This is a genomic window from Rhizobium sp. 3T7 (assembly GCF_020166565.1).
In the GTDB taxonomy this organism is placed as follows: Bacteria; Pseudomonadota; Alphaproteobacteria; order Rhizobiales; family Rhizobiaceae; genus Rhizobium.
Window position 1 is genome coordinate 328,718 of sequence record NZ_JAIQXS010000003.1, and the last position, 23,063, is coordinate 351,780.

The following is a 23,063-nucleotide window of genomic DNA, read 5'->3' on the forward strand; positions in this document are numbered from 1 at the left end:
ACGATTGTTCTCGAACCATCCCTCAGAGCTTCCAGCCGGAGTGGAGAGCTGCGATCCCACCGGTGTAGTTCGTGAAGTTCACGCGCGAGAAGCCGGCGTTGCGGATCATGTCCGCAAAATTCTCCTGGTTGGGGAACTTGCGGATGGATTCGACGAGATACTGATAGGGCTCAGCCTCGCCTGTGATCGCCTTGCCGAACTTTGGAATGGCATTGAAGGACCAGCTGTCATAGATGCGGTCGAGTAGCGGCATATCCACTTCTGAAAACTCGAGTACGAGCAGCCGGCCGCCGCGCTTCAGCACGCGATAGGCTTCACTCAGCGCCACGTCGATGCGCGGCACATTGCGGATACCGAAGGCGATCGTATAGGCGTCGAAGCTGTTCGGCTCGAATGGCAGCTCCTCAGCGTTTGCCTCGACGAAAGTCAGGTTGTCCGAAAGCTTCTTCTTGGCGGCGCGCTCGGCGCCGACCGCCAGCATGGAGCCGTTGATGTCGAGCACGGTCGCATGCGCCTGCCGGTTGGACGCCTCAACGATGCGAAATGCGATGTCGCCGGTGCCGCCGGCAACGTCGAGAACCTTGTAGCCGGGCTCCTTGCGCGGATTGAGCGCTGCAATCATCGCGTCCTTCCAGACGCGGTGCATGCCGACCGACATGACGTCGTTCATGATGTCGTAGCGTTTGGCGACCTTGTGGAAGACCTCGTTGACCAAGCCCTGCTTTTCACCATCCGCCACTTCGCGGAAGCCGTAGGATGTTTCCATGCCGCCTTCGGCAGACGTACGGCTTTCTGACATCGAAATACTCCATCTCTCTGAAATCGGCGCGGCGACCATAGCGAACGGACGCGCGCGGCGCTATCTGTGGGCCATGGTCAAAGCCGCGGCACCTTGGCGCTATAGCGCACAACGCTCGAGGTTGAAACATGTTAGATATAGATGGGTTAAGATGCCGGAATTGCCAGAAGTCGAAACCGTCAGACGCGGGCTTGCCCCGACCATGGAAGGCGCGCGGATCGCCCGCCTGGAGCTACGTCGCAAGGACCTGCGGTTTCCCTTTCCCGACGGTTTGGAAGCGCGCGTGACAGGCCGCAGGATCGTCGCGCTCGGTCGGCGCGCTAAATATCTGCTGATTGACCTCGACGACGGCGCGACGATCATCTCGCATCTCGGCATGTCCGGCTCGTTCCGCATCGAGGCGGGACCGCTTTCCGATGCGCCGGGCGAATTTTATCATCCGCGCTCGAAGGACGAAAAGCATGATCATGCGATCTTCCATCTGGAAGGGCCGAATGGTGTCAGCCGCGTTATCTATAACGACCCGCGTCGCTTCGGCTTCATGGATATGGCGCAGCGTTCCGAACTGGAGCTCAATCCGTTCCTCTTCGGCCTCGGGCCGGAGCCGACGGGCAACGAACTCAGTGCCGCCTATCTGGCGGAACGTTTCGCCCGCAAGGCGCAGCCGCTAAAGAGCGCGCTGCTGGATCAAAAGACCATTGCCGGGCTCGGCAATATATATGTCTGCGAGGCGCTGTGGCGTTCGCACCTGCGTCCCACCCGTGCTGCGGCGACGCTTGTCACCAAGACAGGCAAGCCGAACAAGCAGATGGACCTTCTGGTCGCCTCCATTCGCGACGTCATCGCCGACGCCATCAAGGCTGGCGGCTCGTCACTGCGCGACCATATCCAGACCGATGGCTCGCTCGGTTATTTCCAGCATTCCTTCTCTGTCTATGACCGCGAAAGTCTACCTTGCCGCACCCCGGGCTGTGGCGGTACGGTCGCCCGCATTGTCCAGGCGGGGCGCTCGACCTTCTATTGCCCTGCCTGTCAAAAGTAACGGGAGGATTGTCCATGGCCTATGAAACGCTGATCGTCGAAACCCGCGGCGCGGTCGGCCTGATCACGCTGAACCGTCCACAGGCGCTGAACGCGCTGAACTCGACCGTGCTGAAGGAGCTTCTTCAGGCCTACGAAGCCTTCCAGGCCGATGATGCCGTTGGCGCGATGGTCCTGACCGGTTCCGAGCGCGCATTCGCCGCCGGTGCCGACATCAAGGAAATGCAGCCGCTGGACTATGTCGATGTCTACAGCCGCGATCTGATGAGCGGATGGGACGACGTCGCGAAGGTACGCAAGCCCGTGATCGCGGCCGTCAGCGGCTTTGCGCTTGGCGGCGGCTGCGAGCTGGCAATGATGTGCGACATCATCATCGCCTCGGAGACTGCCAAGTTCGGCCAGCCGGAGATCACCCTCGGCGTCATTCCTGGCATGGGCGGCTCGCAGCGACTTACGCGCGCTGTTGGCAGGTACAAGGCCATGGATCTGATCCTCACCGGCCGCATGATGGACGCTGCCGAAGCCGAGCGCTCAGGACTCGTTTCGCGTGTGGTGGCGCCCGGGCGGCTGCTGGATGAGGCATTGGAGGCAGCCGCCAAGATCGCCTCGCTATCGCGTCCTTCCGTGCTGATGGCGAAGGAGGCCGTAAACCGCGCACTGGAGACCACTTTGGAGGAAGGTCTGCGCTTCGAGCGTCGCCTTTTCCATAGCCTCTTTTCCACCGAAGACCAGAAAGAAGGGATGACGGCCTTCATCGAAAAGCGTAAACCCGCCTTCAAGAACCGCTGAGCCTTGGAGAAAGGCGGCGTTTCCTCGAAAATGCGCGTTGACGTGGGTCGGCTTTAGGGTTATATGCCCGCCCACGGTTCGGGAAGCCACTCCGGTTTTCCGATTATGCTCCCGCATTGCTGTATGAAGTGGCCGCAAGGCCCGCGGTGATGACGGAGTTTGTTCGAATTCTTAGAGAGGCATCCATGGCCAATACAACTTCGGCGAAAAAAGCGACCCGCAAGATCGCCCGCCGTACCGACGTCAATAAGGCTCGTCGCTCGCGCGTTCGTACTTTCGTTCGCAAGGTCGAAGAGGCAATCGCATCCGGCGATGCTGCCAAGGCAAAGGAAGCATTCCTCGCCGCGCAGCCGGAACTGGCGCGCGCCGCAGGCAAGGGCGTGCTGCACGCCAACACGGCTTCCCGCAAGGTCTCGCGCCTGGCAGCTCGTGTGAAGGCTCTGTCGGTTTCTGCGACCGCATAATCTTTCATTAATAAACGCGTCGTTATGATTAGCCCGGCAACTTTGTCGGGCTTTTTCGATTCCGCCGACTGGCTTCCGTATGGTTAATTCGGCGACGATTTCATGTCGAGCGTGTGACACGAAAAATTCAATAAAAACAAGTACTTGCTGTAGGATACTTCAGGTGGGCTCGACTCAGGGCCTACAATCTGCGGTCTGAGCTGAGTCAAGAAGCTTTTTTATTTTTTTCTTTTTATGCGTGTCAAAAATGCCGGCAGGACGAATCTCCTTGATTCAAAAGCGATTCTTTTTTGACACGGATGTGACGCCCAAAGACTGCCCCCGGAGTCAACGGCCCGCTCTTAATTTTGCGTAAAATTCATCGTTGATTCCCGCATTCGATCCTGCCTAAATGCCGATCAACAAGGGGTCCAGACATCACCTGTGAAGGCTTGGTCTGAAACTGCCACGTCGGCAGGACGATGAAGCTGTGCCACTTGTTACGGAGAGTCTAAAGTCTCCGGTTTTTCACGCACTTGAGCATTTTTAACTGCGACGTGGCTGTCGCGGAATGGTGATGTTTTGTGTGTTGGTTTGCACGCGTTGCGTGAAACCGGAATGGGGAAGAGAAGTCGTGGCAAGACGACCGGACGCCAGCTGACGAGGAGCGGTATCCAGTCCGACAGAAGGTAGTCGAAGCCGCATGAGGCGGACTCGCGCTTTCTTGGAAAGTCTTGTGAGTGGGGCAGTATTTGAGTGAACCGGCAGGCGAGTGGCTCATGAGGGTGCCACTTTCTGGTCATAGCGGGGAAATAATCGGGCGACGAACAAAGTCGGCCGACGAATGGAAGGCGGCATGATGCAGATGAATACAATGACGGCGGATGCCCTGGAGAGTGGGGACAATGAACCGCAGGCGTTTGGCTCTATTTGTGCTGGAGCGGCAGGGGAAAAGGGAGACATGAAGCATGGTGTACTTTTCGAGCGTGTCAGCGCCCGCCTGAAGGCGCAAGTCGGTCCGGATGTCTATGCAAGCTGGTTTGCGCGGCTGAAATTGCATTCGGTTTCCAAGAGCGTCGTGCGCCTGACGGTGCCGACAACTTTTCTGAAGTCCTGGATCAACAACCGGTATCTCGAGCTGATCACCAGCCTGTTCCAGGCCGAAGACTCCGAAATCCTGAAAGTCGAAATTCTTGTTCGCACGGCAACGCGTGGCGTTGGCAAGCCGGCCGAAGAGCCGGTTTCCGCTGAGCCTGTTGCCACTACGCAGACGCGCCGCCCAGCGGCGCAGCATGCCGGCCAGATTGTGCAGCAGGCGGTATCGTCCGCAGCCGCTGCGCGTCCGGCCAGTGCCGGCCAGCCGCTCTTTGGTTCGCCGCTCGACTCGCGCTTCACCTTCGACACTTTCGTCGAAGGCAGCTCGAACCGTGTAGCACTTGCTGCTGCCAAGACGATCGCGGAAGCCGGGCAGGGCGCTGTCCGCTTCAATCCGCTCTTCGTCCATTCCAGCGTTGGTCTCGGCAAGTCGCATCTTCTGCAGGCGATTGCCAATGCCGCGGTTCAGAACCCGCGCGCACTGCGCGTCGTCTATCTGACGGCAGAGTATTTCATGTGGCGTTTCGCAACGGCGATCCGCGACAATGATGCTTTGACCCTGAAGGACTCGCTGCGCAACATCGACCTTCTGATCATCGATGACATGCAGTTCCTGCAGGGCAAGATGATCCAGCACGAGTTCTGCCACCTGCTGAACATGCTGCTCGACAGTGCCAAGCAGGTTGTGGTCGCTGCTGACCGCGCTCCCTGGGAGCTGGAATCGCTTGATCCACGCGTCCGCTCGCGTCTTCAGGGGGGTGTGGCCATCGAGCTCGATGCGCCGGACTACGAAATGCGCCTCGAGATCCTGAAGCGCCGCCTCGCTGCTGCCCGCGTTGAGGATCCGTCTCTGGAAATCCCGGCGGAATTGATCAACCATGTTGCCCGCAACATCACGGCAAGCGGCCGCGAGCTGGAAGGCGCCTTCAACCAGCTGCTTTTCCGCCGCTCCTTCGAGCCGAACCTGACGGTCGAGCGCGTCGATGAGCTTCTTGCTCATCTCGTTGGCTCGGGCGAGCCGCGCCGTGTCCGCATCGAGGACATCCAGCGGATCGTCGCACGGCACTACAACGTGTCGCGTCAGGAGCTGGTCTCGAACCGCCGCACCCGCGTCATCGTCAAACCGCGCCAGATCGCCATGTATCTGTCAAAGACGCTGACGCCGCGGTCCTTCCCGGAAATCGGCCGCCGCTTTGGCGGTCGCGACCATACGACCGTGCTGCATGCCGTGCGTAAGATCGAGGAACTGATTGCGGGAGACACCAAGCTTTCGCATGAAATTGAGTTGCTGAAGCGCTTGATCAACGAATAGTCGGGCAATCTTCTGTGCAAGCTTGACGGCCGGGCATTGCTCCGGCCGTTTTCTTTTGCGCACAATCTTCTGTACGCTGGAGTGGCGGAAATGTACCGTTTGGCCGCAGGGGGAGCCGATGAGTTTCGACAGGATCGCTGTTCTCGGACTGGGCAAGATCGGGCGCTTGGCCGCAACGCTTCTGCATGAGGGGGGCTTCGACGTTTTCGGCGTCGATATTCAGGCGCCGACGGAAGGCTTGCCGTTCGAATGCAGGAGTGGCGACATCTCCGACCCCACCGTCATCGGTGAACTGTTGTCCAGCGTCGAGGCCGTCCTTTCCTGTCTGCCCTATCACCTCAACATCGGTCTGGCGCGGGCCGCCCATCTCGCAGGGATCCACTACTTCGATCTGACCGAAGACGTGCCGACCACAAACTTCATCATCGAACTGTCCAAGACGGCGCGCGGGCTGATGGCGCCGCAATGTGGCCTGGCGCCCGGCTTCGTAGGCATTGTCGGATCGAGCCTTGCGGACGGCTTTGACAAGTGCCGCTCCATCCGCATGCGGGTCGGCGCGCTGCCGCAGCATCCGACTGGTCTCCTCGGCTACGCCTTCAACTGGTCGCCGGAAGGCGTGGTCAACGAATATCTGAACGACTGCGAAGTGATCGAGGGCGGCGTTCGCAAGTTTGTCTCGCCGATGGAATGGCACGAGACGATCTATGTCGAGGGCGTGAAGCTCGAAGCCTTCACGACGTCAGGGGGCCTCGGAACCATGTGCGATACGCTGCTCGGCAAGGTCGAAAACCTCGACTACAAGACGATGCGCTATCCCGGACACATGGATCTGATGAACTTCTTCTTCCATGAACTCTTGATGCGCGACAGGCGCAAGCTCGCCGGTGAAATCCTGACCAACGCCAAACCGCCGGTCGAGGACGATGTCGTGTATGTCCACGTGTCAGCGGAGGGCACGGAGAACGGCAACCTGCGCCGCAAGGAATTTGTCCGAGCCTACTATCCAATCGAGATCGCCGGCGCCCGCCGCACGGCGATCGCCTGGACGACGTCGGCCTCAGTGGTTGCCGTGATCGAGATGGTGCGCGACGACCTGCTGCCGTCCACTGGTTTCCTGCATCAGGAATACATTCCATTGGACATGTTCCTGAACACGCCGACCGGCAGCCTTTTCAAGACCGGCGCGCCAGGCCGTTAGCTTGTCAGGCTGGTCCAGTATGCCCCCTCGAAGGGGACAGCGGCGAAACGCTCGTTGATCTCGGCGAGGCTACTCGCCGGATCGACGTCGCCGAACAGGTCGGGCCTTACCCAGGATGCGACAGCTTCCGCGGCCAGCACGTTCAGCGGCACGGCGTTGAAGAAGTTCCACATGCCGTGCACGTTGCCTTCGCGCACTGCCTTCAGCGACGCAAAGCTCGGGGCCTTGACGGTTTCCTGCAGCGATTGCAGGGCTTCTTTAGGATCGACCCCGGGACCGATCGAGAAGACGGTGTAGGTGCCGCCCGGCGAGCCGGTGGCAATATAGACATCAGGCTCCGCCGCGATGATATATTCTGCCGTCACCGGCCCGCCCTGTGGCGGCAGGTTTTTGTCCGCGATGTTGCGGCCGCCGGCAAGCGTGATCAATTCGCCGAGGCCCGTCCGACCCACAGCCCAGCTGCCACGTGTCGCGCTTGGGAAGGCATCCATCAGCACGAGCGGCCCATCTCCGCCTTTCCCGATCGCCCTTCCCCTGATGCGCTCCACCCGCCTTTCGAAGAACTGAGCGTAGCTTTCCGCTTGCTGGTCGCATTCCAGAACATGACCGAGGAGGCGAATGTCCCGCGGAGTGCTCTTCAGCGGATCGAGATTGAAATCGACGACGATGACGGGCACGCCGATCGATTCCAGATAGTCGATGGCACGTTTGCCCTGCTCGCCTTCTGCTTGCCACCTGCCCATGACGGCAAGGTCTGCCTCCAGGGAGAGCGCGGCTTCGAAGGACATGCCATCGGCCTGCCCATTGCTGACAAGCGGCACCTTGTCGAGGGTGGGAAACTTCTTGCGAAAGGCATCGTAGATGAACGGGTTGTCCGTCTTCATGTCGGTCGCCCAACCCGCCAGCAGGCTCACCGGATCCGGATGGATCAACGACAGCGCGAAAAGATTGAAACCAGTTCCTAGAATAATCGACTTCGGCTTCTTGGTGATCGTCACCGTTCGCCCGACGGCATCGGTCACGGTCAGCGGCCAGCGCGTCTCTGCCTTCAACAGAGGCGGCGCGCAGAGCGTGGCGGACGCCGCAGCGAGAAAGCCGCGTCGCGTGATCGTGGGCGATGTCATTGCACGTTCCTTTGGCTGGGAAGCGCGCAAAGCTTGCCGCAGCTCTGGATGCCAGGCAGCATGTAGCGCAGGCAGCAAATCTTCCGACGGGCGATCCGCTCACCGTCTTCCTCGACATAGCGCACGCTGCCACAGAGGGGGTTGACGCCGCCGTCGGGCAGGCAGCCGCGGACGAAGACCGCCAGATCGGGACCTTCGGGCGGTCGCGTCAACCGCAGCGCGTAGTCGAGATAAACTGCGGCATTGTTCCAGCACAGCTTGGCCGAAATGCCGGAGGCGGTGAGCTTCCTGACGGCTTTCGGGAGATGCTCTTCCAACAGCGGACCAATAGCTTCGAAATCGTCCTCTTCGCCGCCCTCAGCATTTCGGCCCCGGTGTGGGACGCCGAACGCCCGCGGCAGGCCATTCTCCTGCAATGCGATTGTCATCCCTTCGAAGGCGACCGGAAGCTCCTGCGCTGCGAGACGACGGGCCAGCACATAGGGAATGGAGAGTGACGAGAAGTAGTATAGCGACCACATCGACACGACGGCGCGCCTGTCGCTGTCGCCGCAGGCGTCGGCGTAGCGATCGATTGCCTCTCTGAAGCCATCAGCGCCGAAGAACAGCGGCAGCGGTACCCCGTCCTGCAGGTCGGCGGACAGCGCCATCTTCTCGCCGCACCACGCATGCTCGCCTGCGAAGGCCGGCGAGAGGACCGAGGCGCCGTCGCCGGGATCAGCGACATGGTGCTGCGCGCTTGCCATCAACTCACCAGGTGTATCGCAGGCTGCCGATCACGGCCCGGCCCTGGTCGCGGTAGCAGAATCCAGCCGAGCAGATGGCCTCGCGACGATCGAAGAGGTTGGTGGCGTTCACCTGGAGGCTCAGGCCCTCGTATTTCTTGTCGAGCGCCGCGAAATCATAGCTGATCGCGGCGTCGAAGAGGACGCGCGAGCCGTTCTGGGCCTTATTGTAGTCGCTGGTGTAGCTCTTGCCGAGATACCGGGTGCCGAAACCGACGCCGAGACCGTCGATCGGGCTACTTTCCTGGAATGTGTAATTCGCCCAGAGCGAAGCCATGTGCCTCGGAACCGAGGAGACGGAATTGCCCACCGTCCCGGTCGTTCCCTCCAGGATCTCGGTGTGGGTGAAGGTATACGACGCAACCAACGACAGGCCGTTGTCGAGGCTCGTGTTCGCTTCGAGTTCAAAGCCACGGGAGCGGATCTTGCCGCGCTGTACCTGGATGTTAGCCGGCCCGGTCGGCAGGTTCACGACCTCGTAATAGAGGCTGTTCTTCTGGTCGATATTGAACAGCGCCGCCGTGATGAGTGTATTGCTATTCGGCAGCAGGTACTTGACGCCGATCTCTTCCTGCTCGCTTTCCGTTGGCTTGAAGGGTTGGTCCGTCTCCTGGTTGACGCCGGCATTCGGCGCGAAGGCGGTGGAGTAGCTGGCATAGGGTACGACGCCGAAGTCGGTCTCGTAGCCCAGGCCGACGCGGCTGGAGAATGCCTTGTCCTTTTGCGAAATGGTGGTCAGGGCATTCGTGCTGAGGTCGGTATTGTCGGTGTCGGTGGAGACCCAGTCGTAGCGACCACCGACGGTCAGTATCCAGGCGTCATAACGGATCTGATCCTGTAGATAGGTGCCGACTTGCCATTGGTCCTGGACGGTGCGTGTGTCGAAGTCGATCGGAGCAACAAACGCGCCCGCCGTTGGATTATTGGTGTCGAGCGGCGGCGACACGCCGCGGCCATCGAGCGAGCGCCAGCGCAGCCTGGTCAGATCTAGACCGGCAAGCAATGTATGGTCGACCGCCCCCGTCTCGAACTGGGCTTCCAACTGATTGTCGATGACGAAGGCCGTCAGCCGCTCGTCAAACGTTCCGGCACTGCGGTTAAGCAGACTCGGATTGACCGCATTGGGCGCGTAGGCGAAGGCCCAGTCGGCGTCGATGTTGAGTGTCGAAACGCGGGCGTTCTGACGGAAGATGAAGACGTCGTTCAGTCGATGCTCGAATTCATAGCCGATGCGGGCCTGGTTTTGGATTGAATCGTTGAAGGCCGGATTGCCTGCGAAATAGTCCGTGACGTTGCCAGCTGGATCATTGTAGTACGCCGCCGTGCCGCCGGTCTTGGTTCGGGAGTACTCGCCGAGAATGGTAAGCTTGGTATCTTCGTCTGGTTTCCACATGAAGGCCGGCGCAATATAGATGCGGTCGTCGGGAACGCTGATCTGCTCTGTATTGGCATCGCGGTAGAGGCCCGTCAGGCGATAATAGAAGGGATCCGTATTGTTAACCGGACCCGAGAAGTCGAACTGGGTTTGGTAGCGCTGTTCGGTACCATACTGCAGCTGAACTTCGCGAAAAGGCTCTTCCGTCGGCCGCTTGGTGATGAGGTTGTAGAGACCGCCGGCACCTGTCGCCCCATACAGCGCCGAGGAAGGGCCACGCAGGATCGAGACTCCTTCGAGGCCGTAGGGCTCGGTCTTGAAGAGCGACGAACCTGCACCGGGCTGACGAAGGTTGTCGCGAAAGATCCCGGTATAGGTCACGTCGAAGCCGCGCACCGAGAAAGAATCAAAACGCGGATCGAAGCCGTAGGCGCCGACGCGCGTGCCCGGCGTGTAGGCGACCGTATCCAACAGACTTTGCGGGTTGCGATCCTTGAGTTGCTGTTCGGTCACCGACGAAATCGACTGAGGTACCTCGATGAAAGGCGTGTCGGTCTTCGTGCCTGTCGCGCTGCTCTTGCCGACATAGCCGTCGGCCTGGATCACGCCGCCGCTGCCACCGTTGACGATGATATCTTCGAGAATCGTCGCGCTATCGTGCTGCTGTCCTGTGGCATCCTGTGCTGCGGCTGGTGCGAGAAGATGGATGAGCGCCACGCCTGTCAATGCTGATGTAGAAAGGATTCGCGAGGAAAATCGAAGACTATTCATTGGCTTATCACACCGGGTATGCTTATTGCGGGATTTTATGTGGAGTGTAATAGTCAAGAAAATTCCCGATGAAAAGTCGTTTTTATGATTAAATTACTCCACTTTTTAATCAGCATAACAAATCGGCCACAATCAGGTCAGGCTTGCGCTTCCGACAGTAGCCAGCGGCGGAAAGCGGCCGCGGCTGGCCGCTCCAGCGCAAGGCCCGGATAGACCAGGTGGAAGGCAAGCCGACTCGCAATGCCGAGCGGGAAGGGCGTGACCACCGTGCCTTCGTTCAGGTCCCGCTCCAGAAACGAGCGGCGCACCAAGGCAAAGCCCAGCCCGGCCTTCATCGCGTCATAGGCGCCGTTGCCATGCATGAAGATCGGTCCGCGCGACGGGTCGACCGCCGTGGCGCCGGCGGCTTCCAGCCAGAGCTGCCAGTCATGGCGATAGACGTCGTGGATCAGCTGGAAGCCAGCGAGCGCGCCTGGCGACGGATTGTCCCCCAGTTCAGCGGCAAGCTTTGGCGTGCAGACCGGCACGAGTTCGTCGTCGACGAGACGTTCGCTGATCAGGCGGTCATAACCGCCAAGCCCGTGGCGGATTGCGAGGTCGATCCCGTCGCGTTGAAAATCCAGCACGCGATGCGATGCGCTGATGCGGACGTCGATTTCGGGGTGCATCGCCTCGAAACGTCCTAGACGAGGCACCAGCCAATAGGTCGCAAAGCCCGCCGTGCAGGTAACATTGAGGACGGCGCCGCGCCCTCGCACCGTGATCGCCGCCGTCGCTTCCCTGACGAGACGAAACGCTGCCCTGAGTGTCGAAAAATAGTCCGCACCCTCCACGGTCAGAGCCAGCGCGCGGGTCTTGCGCTCGAACAGCTTAACGCCAAGGGATGATTCCAGATCACGGATCTGCAGGCTAACGGCGCCTGGGGTGACGTTGAGCTCTTTTGCCGCAAGCGTCATGCTGAGATGCCGGGCGGCCGCCTCGAAGGCTCGAAGCGCTGAAAGAGAGGGAAGATAGTCGGTCATGGTTTAGTTCAGCTATATCATGGGTCGAGAAAGACTCGTTTGTCGGCTTATCGACATAGCAATAATATCAGCATGAAGGCCGCCACAAAAGCTGGTTAAAGCTCAGTGAGGAGCGAGATTAGATCGAAGATAGTGGCTCCGCGCCCACGCGCAACAATCGGGTGGCGATAGGCTGTGACGGCATGTAGGTCAGTGACAGGCCGACAAAGGAGAGAACGATGCAGCCGAAACAGATGGGCTTTGCCGAGTGGGGAATGTTGCTAGTGCTTTCCCTGCTGTGGGGCGGATCCTTCCTCTTCAACGGTATTCTGGTGAACACCCTGCCGCCCTTTACCATCGTCACGGGTCGGGTGCTGATTGCCGCGCTGGCGCTGAACCTGATTGTACGCGCGGCCGGCCATGCCATGCCGCGTGACGGCAAGTCGTGGGCGGCGTTCTTCGGCATGGGCATCCTCAACAACATGATCCCGTTTTGCCTCATCGTCTGGGGCCAAACGCATATCGCAAGCGGCCTTGCCTCCATCCTGAATGCCACGACACCGCTCTTCGGCGTTGTTGTCGCGCATTTCCTAACCGCGGATGAAAAGATGACCGGCAACCGCCTGCTCGGCGTCCTCGTCGGCTTTGCCGGCGTTGCCTATATGATCGGCTTCGACGTGTTGGGCGATCTCGGCTCGAACGTGCTGGCCCAGCTTGCCGTGTTGGGCGCTGCGCTCTCCTATTCGTTTGCCGGGATTTTCGGTCGCCGCTTCCGCCAGATGGGCATGGCGCCGCTCATTCCCGCCGCAGGACAGGTCAGCGCTTCGACCGTCCTGATGCTGCCGATCGCGCTCATCGTCGACCAGCCGTGGACACTGGCCGTCCCGTCATTCGAGACCTTGATGGCGCTGTTTGGTCTGGCCTTGCTGTCGACGGCGATCGCCTATGTGCTGTTCTTCCGCATCCTGGCAACGGCGGGGGCAACGAACCTTATGCTCGTGACTTTCCTGATCCCCGTCAGCGCCATCCTGCTCGGCGCAGCCATTCTGGGCGAGCAGATGCAGGCCAAGCACCTGATCGGCATGGCAATGATCGCGATCGGCCTTGCAGCGATCGACGGACGGTTGTTCTCTCTGGGTAGAAAACGGCCAGCTTAGCAGGCGAGATCGGCGACCACGGAATCGAGAATCAGCATGCCTGACGGCGTGCAGCGAAGCCGGGAGTTGCCGATCCGCTCGATAAAGCCGTGCTCCAGGAGGACCTCCTCCCGCTTCGGGTCGGGATCGCGGCCCGAAAGCTGTTGCCAGCGGGCGAGATCGACGCCTTCCTTCAGGCGCAGCCCCATCAAAAGCAGTTCGTCCGCCTGTTCCTCGTAGCCGAGTTGTTCCTGATCGAGGATGCCATGGCCGTCGCGCTCGACGAGGTCGAGCCAGCTTTCCGGCTTGCGCTCCGTTGCGGTCGCGATCTTCATGCCGCCGCGTGTGAGACGGCCATGGGCGCCGGGGCCGATCCCGGCATAATCGCCATAGCGCCAGTAGGTGAGGTTGTGGCGGCTTTCCGCGCCCGGACGCGCGTGGTTGGACACCTCGTAAGCCGGCAGCCCTTCGCGGGCGGTGATCTCCTGCGTCGCTTCATAGAGCAGCGCCGATTGATCGCCGTCCGGAACGATAAGCTTGCCAGCCTTGTGTAGGCCGTAGAAGGGTGTGCCTTCCTCGATCGTCAGCTGATAGAGCGAGAGGTGATCGACCGCGTAGGAGATCGCCTCTTTGAGCTCGCGTTCCCATTCGTCGACGGCCTGGTTCGGGCGGGCATAGATCATGTCGAAGGACATGCGCGGGAAGATGTCGCGCGCCAGCTTGATCGCCTTCAGCGCGTCGGCAACATCGTGCAGCCGCCCGAGAAACTTCAGGTCGCGGTCGTTCAACGCCTGGACGCCGAGCGACACGCGGTTGACACCGGCGGCGCGATAGCCGCGGAAGCGCTCCGCCTCGACGCTGGAGGGGTTCGCTTCCATGGTGATCTCGATCCCGTCGGGGACATGCCAATGCTTGGCGATACCGTCGAGAATGGCCGACACTGTCGCAGGGTTCATCAGCGAGGGCGTGCCGCCGCCGAGGAACACGCTGGTCACCGTCTTCGGTCCGCTCATCTGGCGCACTGTCGCCATTTCCTTCAGGAAGGCTGCGGTGAAGCGCTCCTGGTCCACCGGCTGGTGGCGGACATGGCTGTTGAAATCGCAATAGGGGCACTTGGCGGCGCAGAACGGCCAATGCACGTAGACGCCGAAGCCGGGTTCGCCGGTGTCGGGCAGAAGAGCGGCATAGCGCGTCAGATCAGGCTGTTCCAAAGTGTCCACGTTTGCCCTTATGCTTCCAGGCAAGTTTCGACGAAAATCTTGAACGCGCGGGCGCGGTGCGACAGTGCCTCTGTATGCTTCCAGCCGTGCTTCTCTTCCGCGCTCATCTCGCCAAAGGTAGTCTCATAGCCGTCGGGTTGAAAGACCGGATCGTAGCCGAAGCCCTGGCTGCCACGCGGCGGCCAGACGACGGTGCCTTCCACTTCTCCGCGGAATAGCTCCTTATGGCCATCCGGCCAGGCAAGGCAGAGCACGCTGACGAAGCGCGCAGTGCGCTGTTCCGGCCTGGAAGCGCCGGCCTTTTCCAGAGCCGTCTCGACTTTTTCCATCGCCATCGCGAAGTCGCGAGTGCCGTCGGGCTTCTCAGCCCAGTTGGCGGTGTAGACGCCCGGATCGCCGCCGAGCGCATCGACGACAAGGCCGGAATCGTCCGATAGCGCCGGCAGTCCGGCGGCTTCGGCGGAGGCGAGCGCCTTGATCGTCGCGTTTTCCTCAAAGGTGGTCCCGGTTTCGTCCGGCTCCACGAAGTTCAATTCGGCCGCTGACTTTGCCGTGAAACCGAATGGACCGATCAGGTCCTGGATTTCCCGGATCTTCCCGGCATTGTGGCTGGCAACGACGATGGTCTTGGTTTCGAGCTTGCGCATGATTGTCCTATTCGATGCCCCAGATGCGGGCTTCAGCGCATTCGAGGCTGTTGCCCGCCGGATCGCGGAAATAGATCGATCGGCCGCCTTGCGGCCAGGTGACTTCGGATTCGATGGCGACACCTTTGGACTTTAGTCGGGCCGCAATCGCATCGAGATTTTCCCCGGAGACACGAAAACAGGCATGTCCTGCACCGCTTGTGCCGTGCGGTGGCACCTGCAGCGCGGTGGGTGAGGGGGGCTTGATCGTTTCCTTAGCGTTGAAGATCAGCAATACGCCGGTGCCGCAGCGAAAGAAGACATGCCGGTTGCCGCCTCGCGAGATCTTCGAAAGGCCGAGAATGCCCTCGTAGAAGGCTTCGACCTCGTCGAGATCGTCCGCATAGAGCGCCGTCTCCAGCATGCCTTCCAGCATGTCGTTCATCCGGCGATCGCCTGCTTCTGCATCGCGACGAGCTCGGCAATGCCTGTTTTGGCGAGTGCCATCAGCGAGGCGAACTCCTCGTCGGTGAAAGGCGCGCCTTCGGCGGTGCCCTGGATTTCCACAATACCGCCCGCGCCCGTCATCACGAAGTTCGCGTCGGTCTCGGCTGAGGAGTCTTCGAGATAGTCGAGGTCGATCACCGACTGGTTGGCAAAGATGCCGCAGGAGATGGCTGCGACGTGGTCTTTGAGCACGCGCTCGACCTTCAGCATGTTGCGGCTCTCCATCCACTTCAGGCAATCATAGAGCGCAACCCAAGCGCCGGTGATGGACGCTGTGCGCGTTCCGCCGTCCGCTTGGATGACGTCACAGTCGAGCGTGATCTGACGTTCACCGAGTTCCTTGAGGTCGACGACGGCGCGCAGCGAGCGGCCGATCAGGCGCTGGATTTCCTGCGTGCGCCCACCCTGCTTGCCGGATGCGGCCTCGCGCTTCATGCGCTCGCCGGTGGCGCGCGGCAGCATGCCGTATTCGGCCGTGACCCAACCCTTGCCGGTATTGCGCAGCCATGCCGGCGGCTTCTCCTCGACGCTCGCCGTGCACAGCACGTGCGTATCGCCAAACTTCACCAGACAGGAGCCTTCCGCGTGCTTGGAGAAATTGCGCTCGAAAGAGACCTTGCGCATCTGGTCGGTTTTTCTGCCTGAGGGCCGCATACTATTCTCCTAATCATGATGCCGAAGACACGAGTGGTTTTCGGTTAGATCGTGCGTGCTTATGCTGTTGAGAGCTTCTACGATTGGCAGCGCCCATTTGCAATTTCCCTTTTGCCGCTGCGGGGAGATTGGCTATATTTTGTCGGATCATCGTCAGCACGGGTATGCAAGGTTTCATGGAGTTCAGATCAACGTCGGTTTCAGATGCAGTGGCTGCGCTGGATGAACGCTCCAAGGAAATCTTTCGCCGCATCGTAGAGGGCTATCTGGAGACGGGTGAACCGCTCGGCTCCCGAAACCTGTCGCGCATCCTGCCGATGTCGCTGTCGCCAGCTTCCGTGCGCAACGTGATGAGCGACCTGGAGGAACTTGGCCTCATCTATTCGCCGCATGTCAGTGCGGGCCGCCTGCCGACGCAGATCGGCCTGCGCTTCTTCGTCGACGCCTTCATGCAGGTCGGCGATCTCTCGGCCGAGGATCGCGCCAACATCGATCGCCAGGTGCGTGCCGAAAGCCGCGACAAGCCGATGGAATTGATGATGAATGAGGCTAGCCGCATGCTCTCGGGCATTTCGCGCGGCGCCGGCCTTGTTATCACTTCGAAGAGCGATCCTGTTCTCAAGCATGTCGAATTCATCCGGCTTGAGCCGACCAAGGCGCTTGCGGTTCTTGTCGGTGATCACGACCAGGTGGAAAACCGCATTATCGAGCTTCCGGCAGGCGTCACGTCGTCGCAGTTGACCGAGGCCGCCAATTTTCTCAACGCCCACATGACCGGCCAGACGCTGCCGGAACTGCGCAATGAATTAAGCCGGCTGAAGGACGATGTTCGCCGCGAGCTCGATACGCTGTCGCAGGATCTCGTCGAGCGCGGCATCGCCGTCTGGTCCGGTAGCGCCGACGAGGGCAAGCCGGCCCAGCTCATCATCCGCGGCCGCGCCAATCTGCTCGCCGGTCTTGCCGGAGCCGACGATCTCGACCGCCTGCGCATGCTCTTCGACGACCTCGAAAAGAAGGACAGCCTGCTGGAGCTTCTCAATCTCGCCGAAAGCGGGCCGGGCGTGCGCATTTTCATCGGCTCGGAAAACAAGCTCTTCTCGCTCTCCGGCTCGTCGCTGATCGTCGCGCCCTATCGTGATGAGGACGACCGTATCGTCGGCGCCGTCGGCGTGATTGGGCCCACGCGGCTCAACTACTCGCGCATCGTCCCGATGGTCGATTACACCGCTCAGCTGATGACGCGATTGTCACGCGGCGCAAAGTAGGGCAACTACTCCGGCAGCATGTCGCCCGAGCCGCCCATCTCAGCAGGCATGTCTCTGTATTTCAGCAGGCCGTCACGGATAGGCAGCACGCTTTCCCGATAGTTCATGTGCAACGCCGGAGCGTAATCGAGATCGGGCAGAAGTGCCGCGTAAACGTTGGTGACGCCCCAGGTCGGGTGGTCGGTGTAGAGATGCCCACCGCACAGCTCGCAGAATTTCCGCACGCTCGTATCGGACTTCTGGTAGCCTTCCACGTGCTCGCCACCTTTGGTGACGTGGACAGCGTGCCGTTGCCAGAGCGCAAAGGCGTTGACCGGCCCTGCCGACCAATGCCGACAGGAGGCACAGTGGCAGTAGCCCATAGCCACCGGTTCGCCGGTAGCAACAATCTCCACGGCGCCGCAGAAGCAGCGCCCCGAATAGCTTTTCTGATCGCTCATGGTAGCAGCTCCTTGACCCTGGATAAGGCCGAAGCACCAAAGATTTAGATTTCGCTAAAATAAAAGAACTTTAGCGCGAGCAAGTCAAGGCGGCCCTCTCGGTCAACCCTGCATGAGTTGTGCCTTGCATCGCGTGCTTTTCAGTCACGCAGACTTGATTTTTGCCCGTCAAAGCTCGATATCGGGCACATCCTAAAAGACACCAATCACCGGAGAACGTCATGACTGACGAAACGACGAAGAACGGACCTGACGCCGCCGCGGCCGAAGCCGCGGCGGACGCCGCCGCAAACGTCGAGAACGAAGCCGCGGCTGAAGCCACAGCACAGCCCGATCCGCTGGAACTTCTGAAGGTCGAAAATGTTGAGTTGCGCGACCGCTATCTGCGCCTTGCCGCAGAAATGGATAACCTGCGCCGCCGTACAGAGCGGGAAGTCAAGGACGCCAAGACCTATTCAGCGGCTGGCTTTGCCCGCGACATGCTGGCCGTTTCGGATAACCTGCGCCGCGCCATCGACGCGATCCCCGAGGAAGCCAAGGCTGGCGCGGACGCCGGCCTGACAACGCTGATTGAAGGCGTCGAGATGACGGAACGCTCGATGTTATCGGCGCTCGAGCGCCACGGTGTCCGCAAGTTGGAGCCGGTTGGCCAGAAGTTCGATCCGAACTTCCATCAGGCCATGTTCGAAGTGCCGAACCCCGACGTGCCGAACAACACCGTTGTTCAGGTCGTTCAGGCCGGTTACACCATTGGTGAGCGCGTTCTGCGTCCCGCCATGGTCGGCGTCGCCAAGGGAGGCCCGAAGCTCGTCGAACCCGAAACCAATTCGGTCTTCGACCAGAAGGACGCCTGATCTCTCAGGCGCGCCCGAAAGGCAATCGAAATTCAGATGCGGGCGAAACGCTCGATCAGCAGATCGAAGAAGCCGTCCGCATCGACATCACGCATGACCTGCACATTGCGCTTGCGGTTGGTAACGTGCCACCAGTCGACGACGGTCATGCCGGCCGTCAGTTCCGACTTCACCTCGATCTCGACATTGCAGGTCCGGCCCTTGAAAAGATCAGGCTTCAAGAGGTAGGCGACGACTGTCGGATCGTGCAGCGGGCCGCCGTCCGAACCGTACTTCTCGACATCGAAACGTTCGAAGAATTCCAGCATCTCGACCATGGCGATGGCCGGGCGCGTGCCGAGATCGGCCATGCGCTTGACCCGGTCCTTGCGGGTCAGAAGCTTGTGCGTGACGTCGAGCGGCATCATAACGATCGGGATGCCGGAGCGGAAGACGATGTCGGCTGCCTCGGGGTCCACGTAGATGTTGAATTCGGCGGCCGGCGTAATGTTGCCGCCCTCGAAGAAGCCGCCACCCATCATCACCAGTTCACGGACACGCGGGATGATGTCGGGCGCCTTCTGGAAGGCCAAGCCGATGTTGGTCAGCGGCCCCAGCGTGCAGAGCGTTACGGTGCCTTCAGGCTCGCTACGCAGCGTCTGGATGATGAAATCAACGGCGTGCTGTGCCTGCAGCGGCATATCGGGCTCGTCGAGAACAGGGCCATCGAGACCGGTCTTGCCGTGCACATGTTCTGCCGTCACCAGCTTGCGCGCGATCGGCTTTTCGGCGCCGGCAAAGACCTTCGTATCGTTGCGGCCACAGAGTTCGCAGACGATGCGCGCGTTGCGGCTCGTATAGGATAGCGGCACATTGCCAGCGACCGTGGTAATCCCAAGTACTTCGAGCTCTTCCGGGCTGCCAAAGGCCAGCATGATGGCGGCTGCGTCGTCCTGACCGGGGTCGGTATCAATGATGATCTTTCTAGGGTCTGCCATTCCGATCGTTCCATCCTCGTGGTGCGCGGCTTCGTGGCATGCACCGTTTGTTTATATTCCCGTCGCAAATCGGCGCAGCCGGCACGGGCAGATTTTGATGCGAGGCAGCGCTTGCTTTGTCAAGGTCGGACCTGCGGGCTTTCCGGCAACGAGTGCGGACATCCGCCTTGCGCTCGCCTCCAGCAATTCCCATATTGACGGCAACCGGATGCTATCTTTCAGGTCCGGCAAGGTCGCTTGAATCAAGGACTTGAAGACGATGAGCCGGATTACGCCTTTCGCGAGCCCTTTGCTCTTGGGCTTTGACGCCATGGAAAAGACGCTTGAGCGCCTTTCCAAGACCAGCGATGGATACCCCCCCTACAATATCGAGCGCGTCGCCGCCGATCGCGCGTCCGGCGATCCGGAAAGGTTGCGCATAACCCTTGCCGTGGCCGGGTTTAGCGAAGAAGAGCTCGACGTGTCCGTCGAGGAAAATCAGCTTTCGATCCATGGTCGCCAGGTCGATCAAGGCGAGCGTGATTACCTTTATCGCGGCATCGCCGCGCGTCAGTTCCAGCGGACTTTCGTTCTGGCCGATGGGATGCAGGTTTTGGGCGCTTGCCTTAAGAACGGATTGCTCTCGGTCGATCTCATCCGCCCGCAGCCGAGCCGTATGGTGAAGAAAATTAACATTTCGGTCTCACAGTAGGACAACGGCGCAAGTTGAGCCGTTGGTCCCTTCTCTTGGAGGTACAGGAATGTTGATGAAAGAAGCCAATTCGCACCTGACCAAAACCGAACTTGCCGGCATCGGCAACGGCGAGGTCGCCTACATCCGCAAAATGCGCAACGAAGAAGTTGCCAAGTGCTTCCCGGAAGCGCCGGACATCGATCCGAGCGTTGACCTGTGGGCGTTATTCGGCGCCGACGGCACGCCGATCCTGTTGACGGACAACCGCTCCAGCACCTTCTTCAAGGCTGCCGAGGATGAACTGAAAACGGTGAGCCTGCACTAACGCAGGCTCAGACGCGCTTGAATGTCAGATAGGCGGAAGATCTGCCTTCGCGCCGTGCCTTGGCCTCGTAGCGTGTGCTCGGCCAACCCTCGTAGGGCGTCAGCCAATCCGCAGCATTCTGGGCCAGCCATTCGAAGCCGCCGTGGTCGCGGCACTTGAGCAGCGTCCAGTTGATGTACGTGTCGATATCGGATGCGAAGCAGAACAGCCCGCCCGGCTTCAATACGCGGTGGAAGCGGTCGAGATTGGTCTTCGAGACGAAGCGGCGCTTCCAGTGCTTCCGCTTCGGCCACGGATCCGGGTAAAGCAGATCGATATGGTCGATTGAGGCATCGGGCAGCCAGTCCAGCAATTGCGTCGCATCGTCGTCGTAGACGCGGACGTTCTTAGCGCGCGCCCTGTCAACGCTCGTCAGCAGCTTCTGCATGGAATTGATGAAAGGCTCGACACCGATAAAGCCGGTGGACGGCATTTCCACGGCGCGATGGATCAGATGCTCGCCGCCGCCGAAGCCGATTTCCAGGCGCAGCCTGTCTGTCGGCACAGGAAAGAGGGTCTTCAGCGGCTCGGGCGGAGCCGCTGAAAGATCAATGAGAAACGCCGGAAGCAGGGTGTTCAGTCGCTCTGCCTGATGTTCGCGCAGAGCCTTTCCCTTGCGACGACCGAAGAAGGCTTCGGTCGCGCGTCCGCGGCGTTCCATATCGGTCATGCTGCTTCCTTGACCTTGACTGCTTCCTTGAGCGCCTTGACAAGGTCGGTGCGCTCCCAGGAGAACGAGCCGTCGCGGCCAGCCTTGCGGCCGAAGTGGCCGTAGGCCGAGGTCTTGGCGTAGATCGGCTTGTTGAGGTCAAGGTGACGGCGGATGCCGGTCGGCGACAGATCCATGTTCTTGCGGATCGCGGCTTCGACCTGGTCTTCCGTCACGCCCTTGCCGGTGCCGTGCAGGTCGACATAGATTGACAGCGGCTGTGCGACGCCGATCGCATAGGAAAGCTGGATCGTGCAGCGGTCGGCAAGACCAGCAGCAACAACGTTCTTCGCGAGGTAGCGGGCGGCATAGGCAGCCGAGCGGTCGACCTTGGTCGTGTCCTTGCCGGAGAACGCACCGCCGCCGTGCGGAGCAGCGCCGCCGTAGGTGTCGACGATGATCTTGCGGCCGGTGAGGCCAGCGTCGCCATCAGGGCCGCCGATCACGAACTTGCCGGTCGGATTGATATACCACACGCAATCGTCGGCAATCGGCAGATCGCCGAGAGCTTCGCGGATATAGGGCTCGACGACGGCGCGAACCTTCTTCGAATCCCAGCTTTCGTCGAGATGCTGGGTGGAGAGAACGATCGACGTGACTTCGGCGGGCTTGCCGTTGACGTAGCGCACCGTCACCTGGCTCTTCGCATCGGGACCAAGCTTTGCGACGTCGCCGTCGCCCTTCTTGCGAGCCGTGGCAAGCAGCTGCAGGATCTTGTGGGAGTAGTAGATCGGCGCCGGCATGAGGTCCGGCGTTTCCTTGCAGGCGTAGCCGAACATGATGCCCTGGTCGCCGGCACCTTCGTCACCCTGCTGGTCGGCGGCATTGTCGACGCCCTGGGCAATGTCGGCGGACTGCGAGTGCAGGAGCACGTCGATCTTCGCCGTCTTCCAGTGGAAGCCGTCCTGCTCGTAGCCGATGTCCTTGATGGCGCGGCGGGCAGCGGCCTTGAACTTTGAAGGGTTGATGACGTCGTTGCCGTTCTTGTCCTTCTTCATCAGACTCGGCGGCAGGCGCACTTCGCCGGCGATCACGACGCGGTTGGTGGTTGCCAGTGTCTCGCAGGCAATGCGCACGCCCCAGGGGTTGACGCCGGTCTTGGCGGCTTCGCGGTACACCAGATCCACGATCTCGTCGGAGATCCGGTCACACACCTTGTCCGGGTGACCTTCGGCAACTGACTCGCTGGTAAAGAGGTAATTGGCGCGCATTTCGGGATTCCCCTCAAAGAACAAAAGCTGCGTAGTAGGTACTCAGTTCGCACGGGAAAAACAAGCGTAGAAGGACATAAATATATCTTTATATCTGCGGCTAAGTGGCAAATTATGCCCAAAAAATGCCAGAAAGCGGCCGTTGCGACCGCTTTCTTGTTTAGCACCAAATTTTCAGTGGCGATTATTCGCTGTCGGCTTCGGCGGCGAGTGCCTTCACCAGTTCGACGACTTTGCGGCGAACCTTGGGATCGGTAATCTTCACGAAGGCGCGGTTGAGTTGAAGCCCTTCGGACGACGAAAGAAAGTCGACCACGTAGTTGGAGCTGGAGGCTTCCGCCATTCCGGACAGGCCGGAGGACTGGTCGCCGGGCGCATCTTCGAAGAAGAAGGAAACCGGAACGTTCAAGATGCTGGAGATGTTCTGGAGGCGGCTGGCACCGACGCGGTTGGTGCCTTTTTCGTATTTCTGGATCTGCTGAAACGTGATGCCGAGGCTCTCCCCGAGTTTTTCCTGACTCATTCCTAGCATTGTTCGACGAAGGCGAATGCGACTGCCAACATGGATGTCGATGGGGTTCGGCCTCTTCTTGTTCTCAATCATGGTCCTGCCCTAACAATAATTTTCAACCTTGTTCAAACCGGCATGCCCAAACCCACCCCAAAACGCCACGTTGCAAAGTCTTGATTAACC

Annotated in this window: 24 protein-coding genes; 10 read left to right on the forward strand and 14 right to left on the reverse strand. The window is 60.4% G+C overall.

From position 1 onward, the window contains the following. Positions 1 to 22: 22 nt before the first annotated feature. Positions 23 to 799 carry a bifunctional demethylmenaquinone methyltransferase/2-methoxy-6-polyprenyl-1,4-benzoquinol methylase UbiE gene (ubiE, locus tag K9B32_RS06840; protein ID WP_224561119.1) on the reverse strand — a complete coding sequence of 259 codons (777 nt, stop codon included), beginning with the start codon at positions 797 to 799 and terminating at the stop codon, positions 23 to 25. Positions 800 to 950: 151 nt separating this feature from the next. On the opposite strand from ubiE, the gene mutM reads away from it, so the two are divergent. The 5 genes from mutM to K9B32_RS06865 all read left to right on the forward strand — a co-directional run bounded on the left by mutM (position 951) and on the right by K9B32_RS06865 (position 6,677). Further along, positions 951 to 1,841 (forward strand): bifunctional DNA-formamidopyrimidine glycosylase/DNA-(apurinic or apyrimidinic site) lyase, encoded by an 891-nt coding sequence (gene mutM, locus K9B32_RS06845; protein ID WP_224561120.1) that lies wholly within the window; start codon positions 951 to 953, stop codon positions 1,839 to 1,841. A 14-nt stretch (positions 1,842 to 1,855) separates the two neighbouring features. Then, positions 1,856 to 2,629: an enoyl-CoA hydratase gene (locus K9B32_RS06850; protein WP_224561121.1), complete on the forward strand. Its 774-nt coding sequence runs from the start codon at positions 1,856 to 1,858 to the stop codon at positions 2,627 to 2,629. Positions 2,630 to 2,814: 185 nt separating this feature from the next. Beyond that, positions 2,815 to 3,093: a 30S ribosomal protein S20 gene (rpsT, locus tag K9B32_RS06855; RefSeq protein ID WP_007799616.1), complete on the forward strand. Its 279-nt coding sequence runs from the start codon at positions 2,815 to 2,817 to the stop codon at positions 3,091 to 3,093. Between the two features lie 838 nt (positions 3,094 to 3,931). Next, positions 3,932 to 5,479 carry a chromosomal replication initiator protein DnaA gene (dnaA, locus tag K9B32_RS06860; protein WP_007799619.1) on the forward strand — a complete coding sequence of 516 codons (1,548 nt, stop codon included), beginning with the start codon at positions 3,932 to 3,934 and terminating at the stop codon, positions 5,477 to 5,479. 118 nt (positions 5,480 to 5,597) lie between these two features. Further along, positions 5,598 to 6,677 (forward strand): saccharopine dehydrogenase family protein, encoded by a 1,080-nt coding sequence (locus K9B32_RS06865; RefSeq protein ID WP_224561122.1) that lies wholly within the window; start codon positions 5,598 to 5,600, stop codon positions 6,675 to 6,677. On the opposite strand, the gene K9B32_RS06870 is transcribed toward K9B32_RS06865, so the two are convergent. The 4 genes from K9B32_RS06870 to gcvA form a co-directional block, all read right to left on the reverse strand. Further along, positions 6,674 to 7,801 carry an ABC transporter substrate-binding protein gene (locus tag K9B32_RS06870; RefSeq protein ID WP_224561123.1) on the reverse strand — a complete coding sequence of 376 codons (1,128 nt, stop codon included), beginning with the start codon at positions 7,799 to 7,801 and terminating at the stop codon, positions 6,674 to 6,676. The two genes, K9B32_RS06865 and K9B32_RS06870, sit on opposite strands and share 4 nt — an antisense overlap. Next, a complete protein-coding gene (gene fhuF / locus K9B32_RS06875; RefSeq protein WP_224561124.1) occupies positions 7,798 to 8,547 on the reverse strand; it encodes a siderophore-iron reductase FhuF in 750 nt (249 codons plus the stop codon). Before fhuF ends, K9B32_RS06870 begins: the two co-directional genes overlap by 4 nt. A 4-nt stretch (positions 8,548 to 8,551) precedes the next feature. Then, on the reverse strand, positions 8,552 to 10,732 hold the full coding sequence (locus tag K9B32_RS06880; RefSeq protein WP_224561125.1) for a TonB-dependent siderophore receptor: 2,181 nt from the start codon (positions 10,730 to 10,732) through the stop codon (positions 8,552 to 8,554). 137 nt (positions 10,733 to 10,869) lie between these two features. Beyond that, positions 10,870 to 11,754 (reverse strand): transcriptional regulator GcvA, encoded by an 885-nt coding sequence (gcvA, locus tag K9B32_RS06885; RefSeq protein ID WP_224561126.1) that lies wholly within the window; start codon positions 11,752 to 11,754, stop codon positions 10,870 to 10,872. Between the two features lie 218 nt (positions 11,755 to 11,972). On the opposite strand from gcvA, the gene K9B32_RS06890 reads away from it, so the two are divergent. Continuing rightward, positions 11,973 to 12,890, forward strand: a complete 918-nt coding sequence (locus K9B32_RS06890; protein WP_224561127.1) for a DMT family transporter — start codon at positions 11,973 to 11,975, stop codon at positions 12,888 to 12,890. On the opposite strand, the gene hemW is transcribed toward K9B32_RS06890, so the two are convergent. From hemW to rph, 4 genes are read right to left on the reverse strand one after another with little or no spacing between them, the layout of a single operon-like run. Next, a complete protein-coding gene (hemW, locus tag K9B32_RS06895) occupies positions 12,887 to 14,089 on the reverse strand; it encodes a radical SAM family heme chaperone HemW (RefSeq protein WP_224561128.1) in 1,203 nt (400 codons plus the stop codon). The genes K9B32_RS06890 and hemW overlap by 4 nt on opposite strands. 8 nt (positions 14,090 to 14,097) lie before the next feature. Further along, positions 14,098 to 14,736 (reverse strand): RdgB/HAM1 family non-canonical purine NTP pyrophosphatase, encoded by a 639-nt coding sequence (gene rdgB, locus K9B32_RS06900; protein ID WP_224561129.1) that lies wholly within the window; start codon positions 14,734 to 14,736, stop codon positions 14,098 to 14,100. Between the two features lie 7 nt (positions 14,737 to 14,743). Further along, positions 14,744 to 15,160 carry a VOC family protein gene (locus K9B32_RS06905; protein ID WP_224561131.1) on the reverse strand — a complete coding sequence of 139 codons (417 nt, stop codon included), beginning with the start codon at positions 15,158 to 15,160 and terminating at the stop codon, positions 14,744 to 14,746. Further along, positions 15,157 to 15,876 carry a ribonuclease PH gene (rph, locus tag K9B32_RS06910; protein ID WP_224561133.1) on the reverse strand — a complete coding sequence of 240 codons (720 nt, stop codon included), beginning with the start codon at positions 15,874 to 15,876 and terminating at the stop codon, positions 15,157 to 15,159. Before rph ends, K9B32_RS06905 begins: the two co-directional genes overlap by 4 nt. A 176-nt stretch (positions 15,877 to 16,052) precedes the next feature. Between rph and hrcA the strand changes: the two genes are divergently transcribed. Further along, positions 16,053 to 17,141 (forward strand): heat-inducible transcriptional repressor HrcA, encoded by a 1,089-nt coding sequence (gene hrcA / locus K9B32_RS06915; RefSeq protein WP_224561134.1) that lies wholly within the window; start codon positions 16,053 to 16,055, stop codon positions 17,139 to 17,141. A gap of 5 nt (positions 17,142 to 17,146) precedes the next feature. Here hrcA and K9B32_RS06920 read toward each other — a convergent pair whose 3' ends face one another. Continuing rightward, positions 17,147 to 17,581: a GFA family protein gene (locus K9B32_RS06920; RefSeq protein ID WP_224561136.1), complete on the reverse strand. Its 435-nt coding sequence runs from the start codon at positions 17,579 to 17,581 to the stop codon at positions 17,147 to 17,149. Positions 17,582 to 17,802: 221 nt separating this feature from the next. On the opposite strand from K9B32_RS06920, the gene grpE reads away from it, so the two are divergent. Then, complete coding sequence (gene grpE / locus K9B32_RS06925; RefSeq protein WP_224561137.1) at positions 17,803 to 18,435, forward strand: nucleotide exchange factor GrpE; 633 nt, start codon at positions 17,803 to 17,805, stop codon at positions 18,433 to 18,435. A gap of 32 nt (positions 18,436 to 18,467) precedes the next feature. Here grpE and K9B32_RS06930 read toward each other — a convergent pair whose 3' ends face one another. After that, complete coding sequence (locus K9B32_RS06930; protein ID WP_224561138.1) at positions 18,468 to 19,412, reverse strand: nucleoside hydrolase; 945 nt, start codon at positions 19,410 to 19,412, stop codon at positions 18,468 to 18,470. Positions 19,413 to 19,671: 259 nt separating this feature from the next. Here K9B32_RS06930 and K9B32_RS06935 point away from each other — a divergent pair, with 259 nt between their 5' ends. After that, positions 19,672 to 20,103 carry an Hsp20 family protein gene (locus K9B32_RS06935; RefSeq protein ID WP_224561140.1) on the forward strand — a complete coding sequence of 144 codons (432 nt, stop codon included), beginning with the start codon at positions 19,672 to 19,674 and terminating at the stop codon, positions 20,101 to 20,103. Positions 20,104 to 20,152: 49 nt separating this feature from the next. Further along, entirely contained in the window at positions 20,153 to 20,410 is a 258-nt protein-coding gene (locus tag K9B32_RS06940) for a DUF1150 family protein (RefSeq protein ID WP_007799651.1), read from the forward strand. A gap of 7 nt (positions 20,411 to 20,417) precedes the next feature. Here K9B32_RS06940 and trmB read toward each other — a convergent pair whose 3' ends face one another. The 3 genes from trmB to K9B32_RS06955 all read right to left on the reverse strand — a co-directional run bounded on the left by trmB (position 20,418) and on the right by K9B32_RS06955 (position 22,973). After that, positions 20,418 to 21,119, reverse strand: coding sequence for a tRNA (guanine(46)-N(7))-methyltransferase TrmB (trmB, locus tag K9B32_RS06945; protein WP_224561142.1), 702 nt, complete (start codon positions 21,117 to 21,119; stop codon positions 20,418 to 20,420). After that, positions 21,116 to 22,369, reverse strand: a complete 1,254-nt coding sequence (gene metK, locus K9B32_RS06950; RefSeq protein WP_224561143.1) for a methionine adenosyltransferase — start codon at positions 22,367 to 22,369, stop codon at positions 21,116 to 21,118. Before metK ends, trmB begins: the two co-directional genes overlap by 4 nt. Positions 22,370 to 22,553: 184 nt before the next feature. Continuing rightward, positions 22,554 to 22,973 carry a helix-turn-helix domain-containing protein gene (locus tag K9B32_RS06955; RefSeq protein ID WP_007789368.1) on the reverse strand — a complete coding sequence of 140 codons (420 nt, stop codon included), beginning with the start codon at positions 22,971 to 22,973 and terminating at the stop codon, positions 22,554 to 22,556. Positions 22,974 to 23,063: the final 90 nt, after the last annotated feature.

What these genes read in the sequence shown, in the direction of transcription:
- dnaA (WP_007799619.1), top strand. Translation starts at nt 3,932, where the DNA reads ATGCAGATGAATACAATGACGGCGGATGCCCTGGAGAGTGGGGACAAT.
- K9B32_RS06850 (WP_224561121.1), top strand. Translation starts at nt 1,856, where the DNA reads ATGGCCTATGAAACGCTGATCGTCGAAACCCGCGGCGCGGTCGGCCTG.
- K9B32_RS06905 (WP_224561131.1), bottom strand. Translation starts at nt 15,160, where the DNA reads ATGAACGACATGCTGGAAGGCATGCTGGAGACGGCGCTCTATGCGGAC.
- trmB (WP_224561142.1), bottom strand. Translation starts at nt 21,119, where the DNA reads ATGACCGATATGGAACGCCGCGGACGCGCGACCGAAGCCTTCTTCGGT.
- K9B32_RS06870 (WP_224561123.1), bottom strand. Translation starts at nt 7,801, where the DNA reads ATGACATCGCCCACGATCACGCGACGCGGCTTTCTCGCTGCGGCGTCC.
- K9B32_RS06935 (WP_224561140.1), top strand. Translation starts at nt 19,672, where the DNA reads ATGAGCCGGATTACGCCTTTCGCGAGCCCTTTGCTCTTGGGCTTTGAC.
- K9B32_RS06880 (WP_224561125.1), bottom strand. Translation starts at nt 10,732, where the DNA reads ATGAATAGTCTTCGATTTTCCTCGCGAATCCTTTCTACATCAGCATTG.
- K9B32_RS06920 (WP_224561136.1), bottom strand. Translation starts at nt 17,581, where the DNA reads ATGAGCGATCAGAAAAGCTATTCGGGGCGCTGCTTCTGCGGCGCCGTG.
- K9B32_RS06955 (WP_007789368.1), bottom strand. Translation starts at nt 22,973, where the DNA reads ATGATTGAGAACAAGAAGAGGCCGAACCCCATCGACATCCATGTTGGC.
- rdgB (WP_224561129.1), bottom strand. Translation starts at nt 14,736, where the DNA reads ATGCGCAAGCTCGAAACCAAGACCATCGTCGTTGCCAGCCACAATGCC.
- grpE (WP_224561137.1), top strand. Translation starts at nt 17,803, where the DNA reads ATGACTGACGAAACGACGAAGAACGGACCTGACGCCGCCGCGGCCGAA.
- gcvA (WP_224561126.1), bottom strand. Translation starts at nt 11,754, where the DNA reads ATGACCGACTATCTTCCCTCTCTTTCAGCGCTTCGAGCCTTCGAGGCG.
- K9B32_RS06930 (WP_224561138.1), bottom strand. Translation starts at nt 19,412, where the DNA reads ATGGCAGACCCTAGAAAGATCATCATTGATACCGACCCCGGTCAGGAC.
- K9B32_RS06865 (WP_224561122.1), top strand. Translation starts at nt 5,598, where the DNA reads ATGAGTTTCGACAGGATCGCTGTTCTCGGACTGGGCAAGATCGGGCGC.
- rpsT (WP_007799616.1), top strand. Translation starts at nt 2,815, where the DNA reads ATGGCCAATACAACTTCGGCGAAAAAAGCGACCCGCAAGATCGCCCGC.
- metK (WP_224561143.1), bottom strand. Translation starts at nt 22,369, where the DNA reads ATGCGCGCCAATTACCTCTTTACCAGCGAGTCAGTTGCCGAAGGTCAC.
- ubiE (WP_224561119.1), bottom strand. Translation starts at nt 799, where the DNA reads ATGTCAGAAAGCCGTACGTCTGCCGAAGGCGGCATGGAAACATCCTAC.
- hrcA (WP_224561134.1), top strand. Translation starts at nt 16,053, where the DNA reads ATGGAGTTCAGATCAACGTCGGTTTCAGATGCAGTGGCTGCGCTGGAT.
- mutM (WP_224561120.1), top strand. Translation starts at nt 951, where the DNA reads ATGCCGGAATTGCCAGAAGTCGAAACCGTCAGACGCGGGCTTGCCCCG.
- K9B32_RS06890 (WP_224561127.1), top strand. Translation starts at nt 11,973, where the DNA reads ATGCAGCCGAAACAGATGGGCTTTGCCGAGTGGGGAATGTTGCTAGTG.
- rph (WP_224561133.1), bottom strand. Translation starts at nt 15,876, where the DNA reads ATGCGGCCCTCAGGCAGAAAAACCGACCAGATGCGCAAGGTCTCTTTC.
- K9B32_RS06940 (WP_007799651.1), top strand. Translation starts at nt 20,153, where the DNA reads ATGTTGATGAAAGAAGCCAATTCGCACCTGACCAAAACCGAACTTGCC.
- fhuF (WP_224561124.1), bottom strand. Translation starts at nt 8,547, where the DNA reads ATGGCAAGCGCGCAGCACCATGTCGCTGATCCCGGCGACGGCGCCTCG.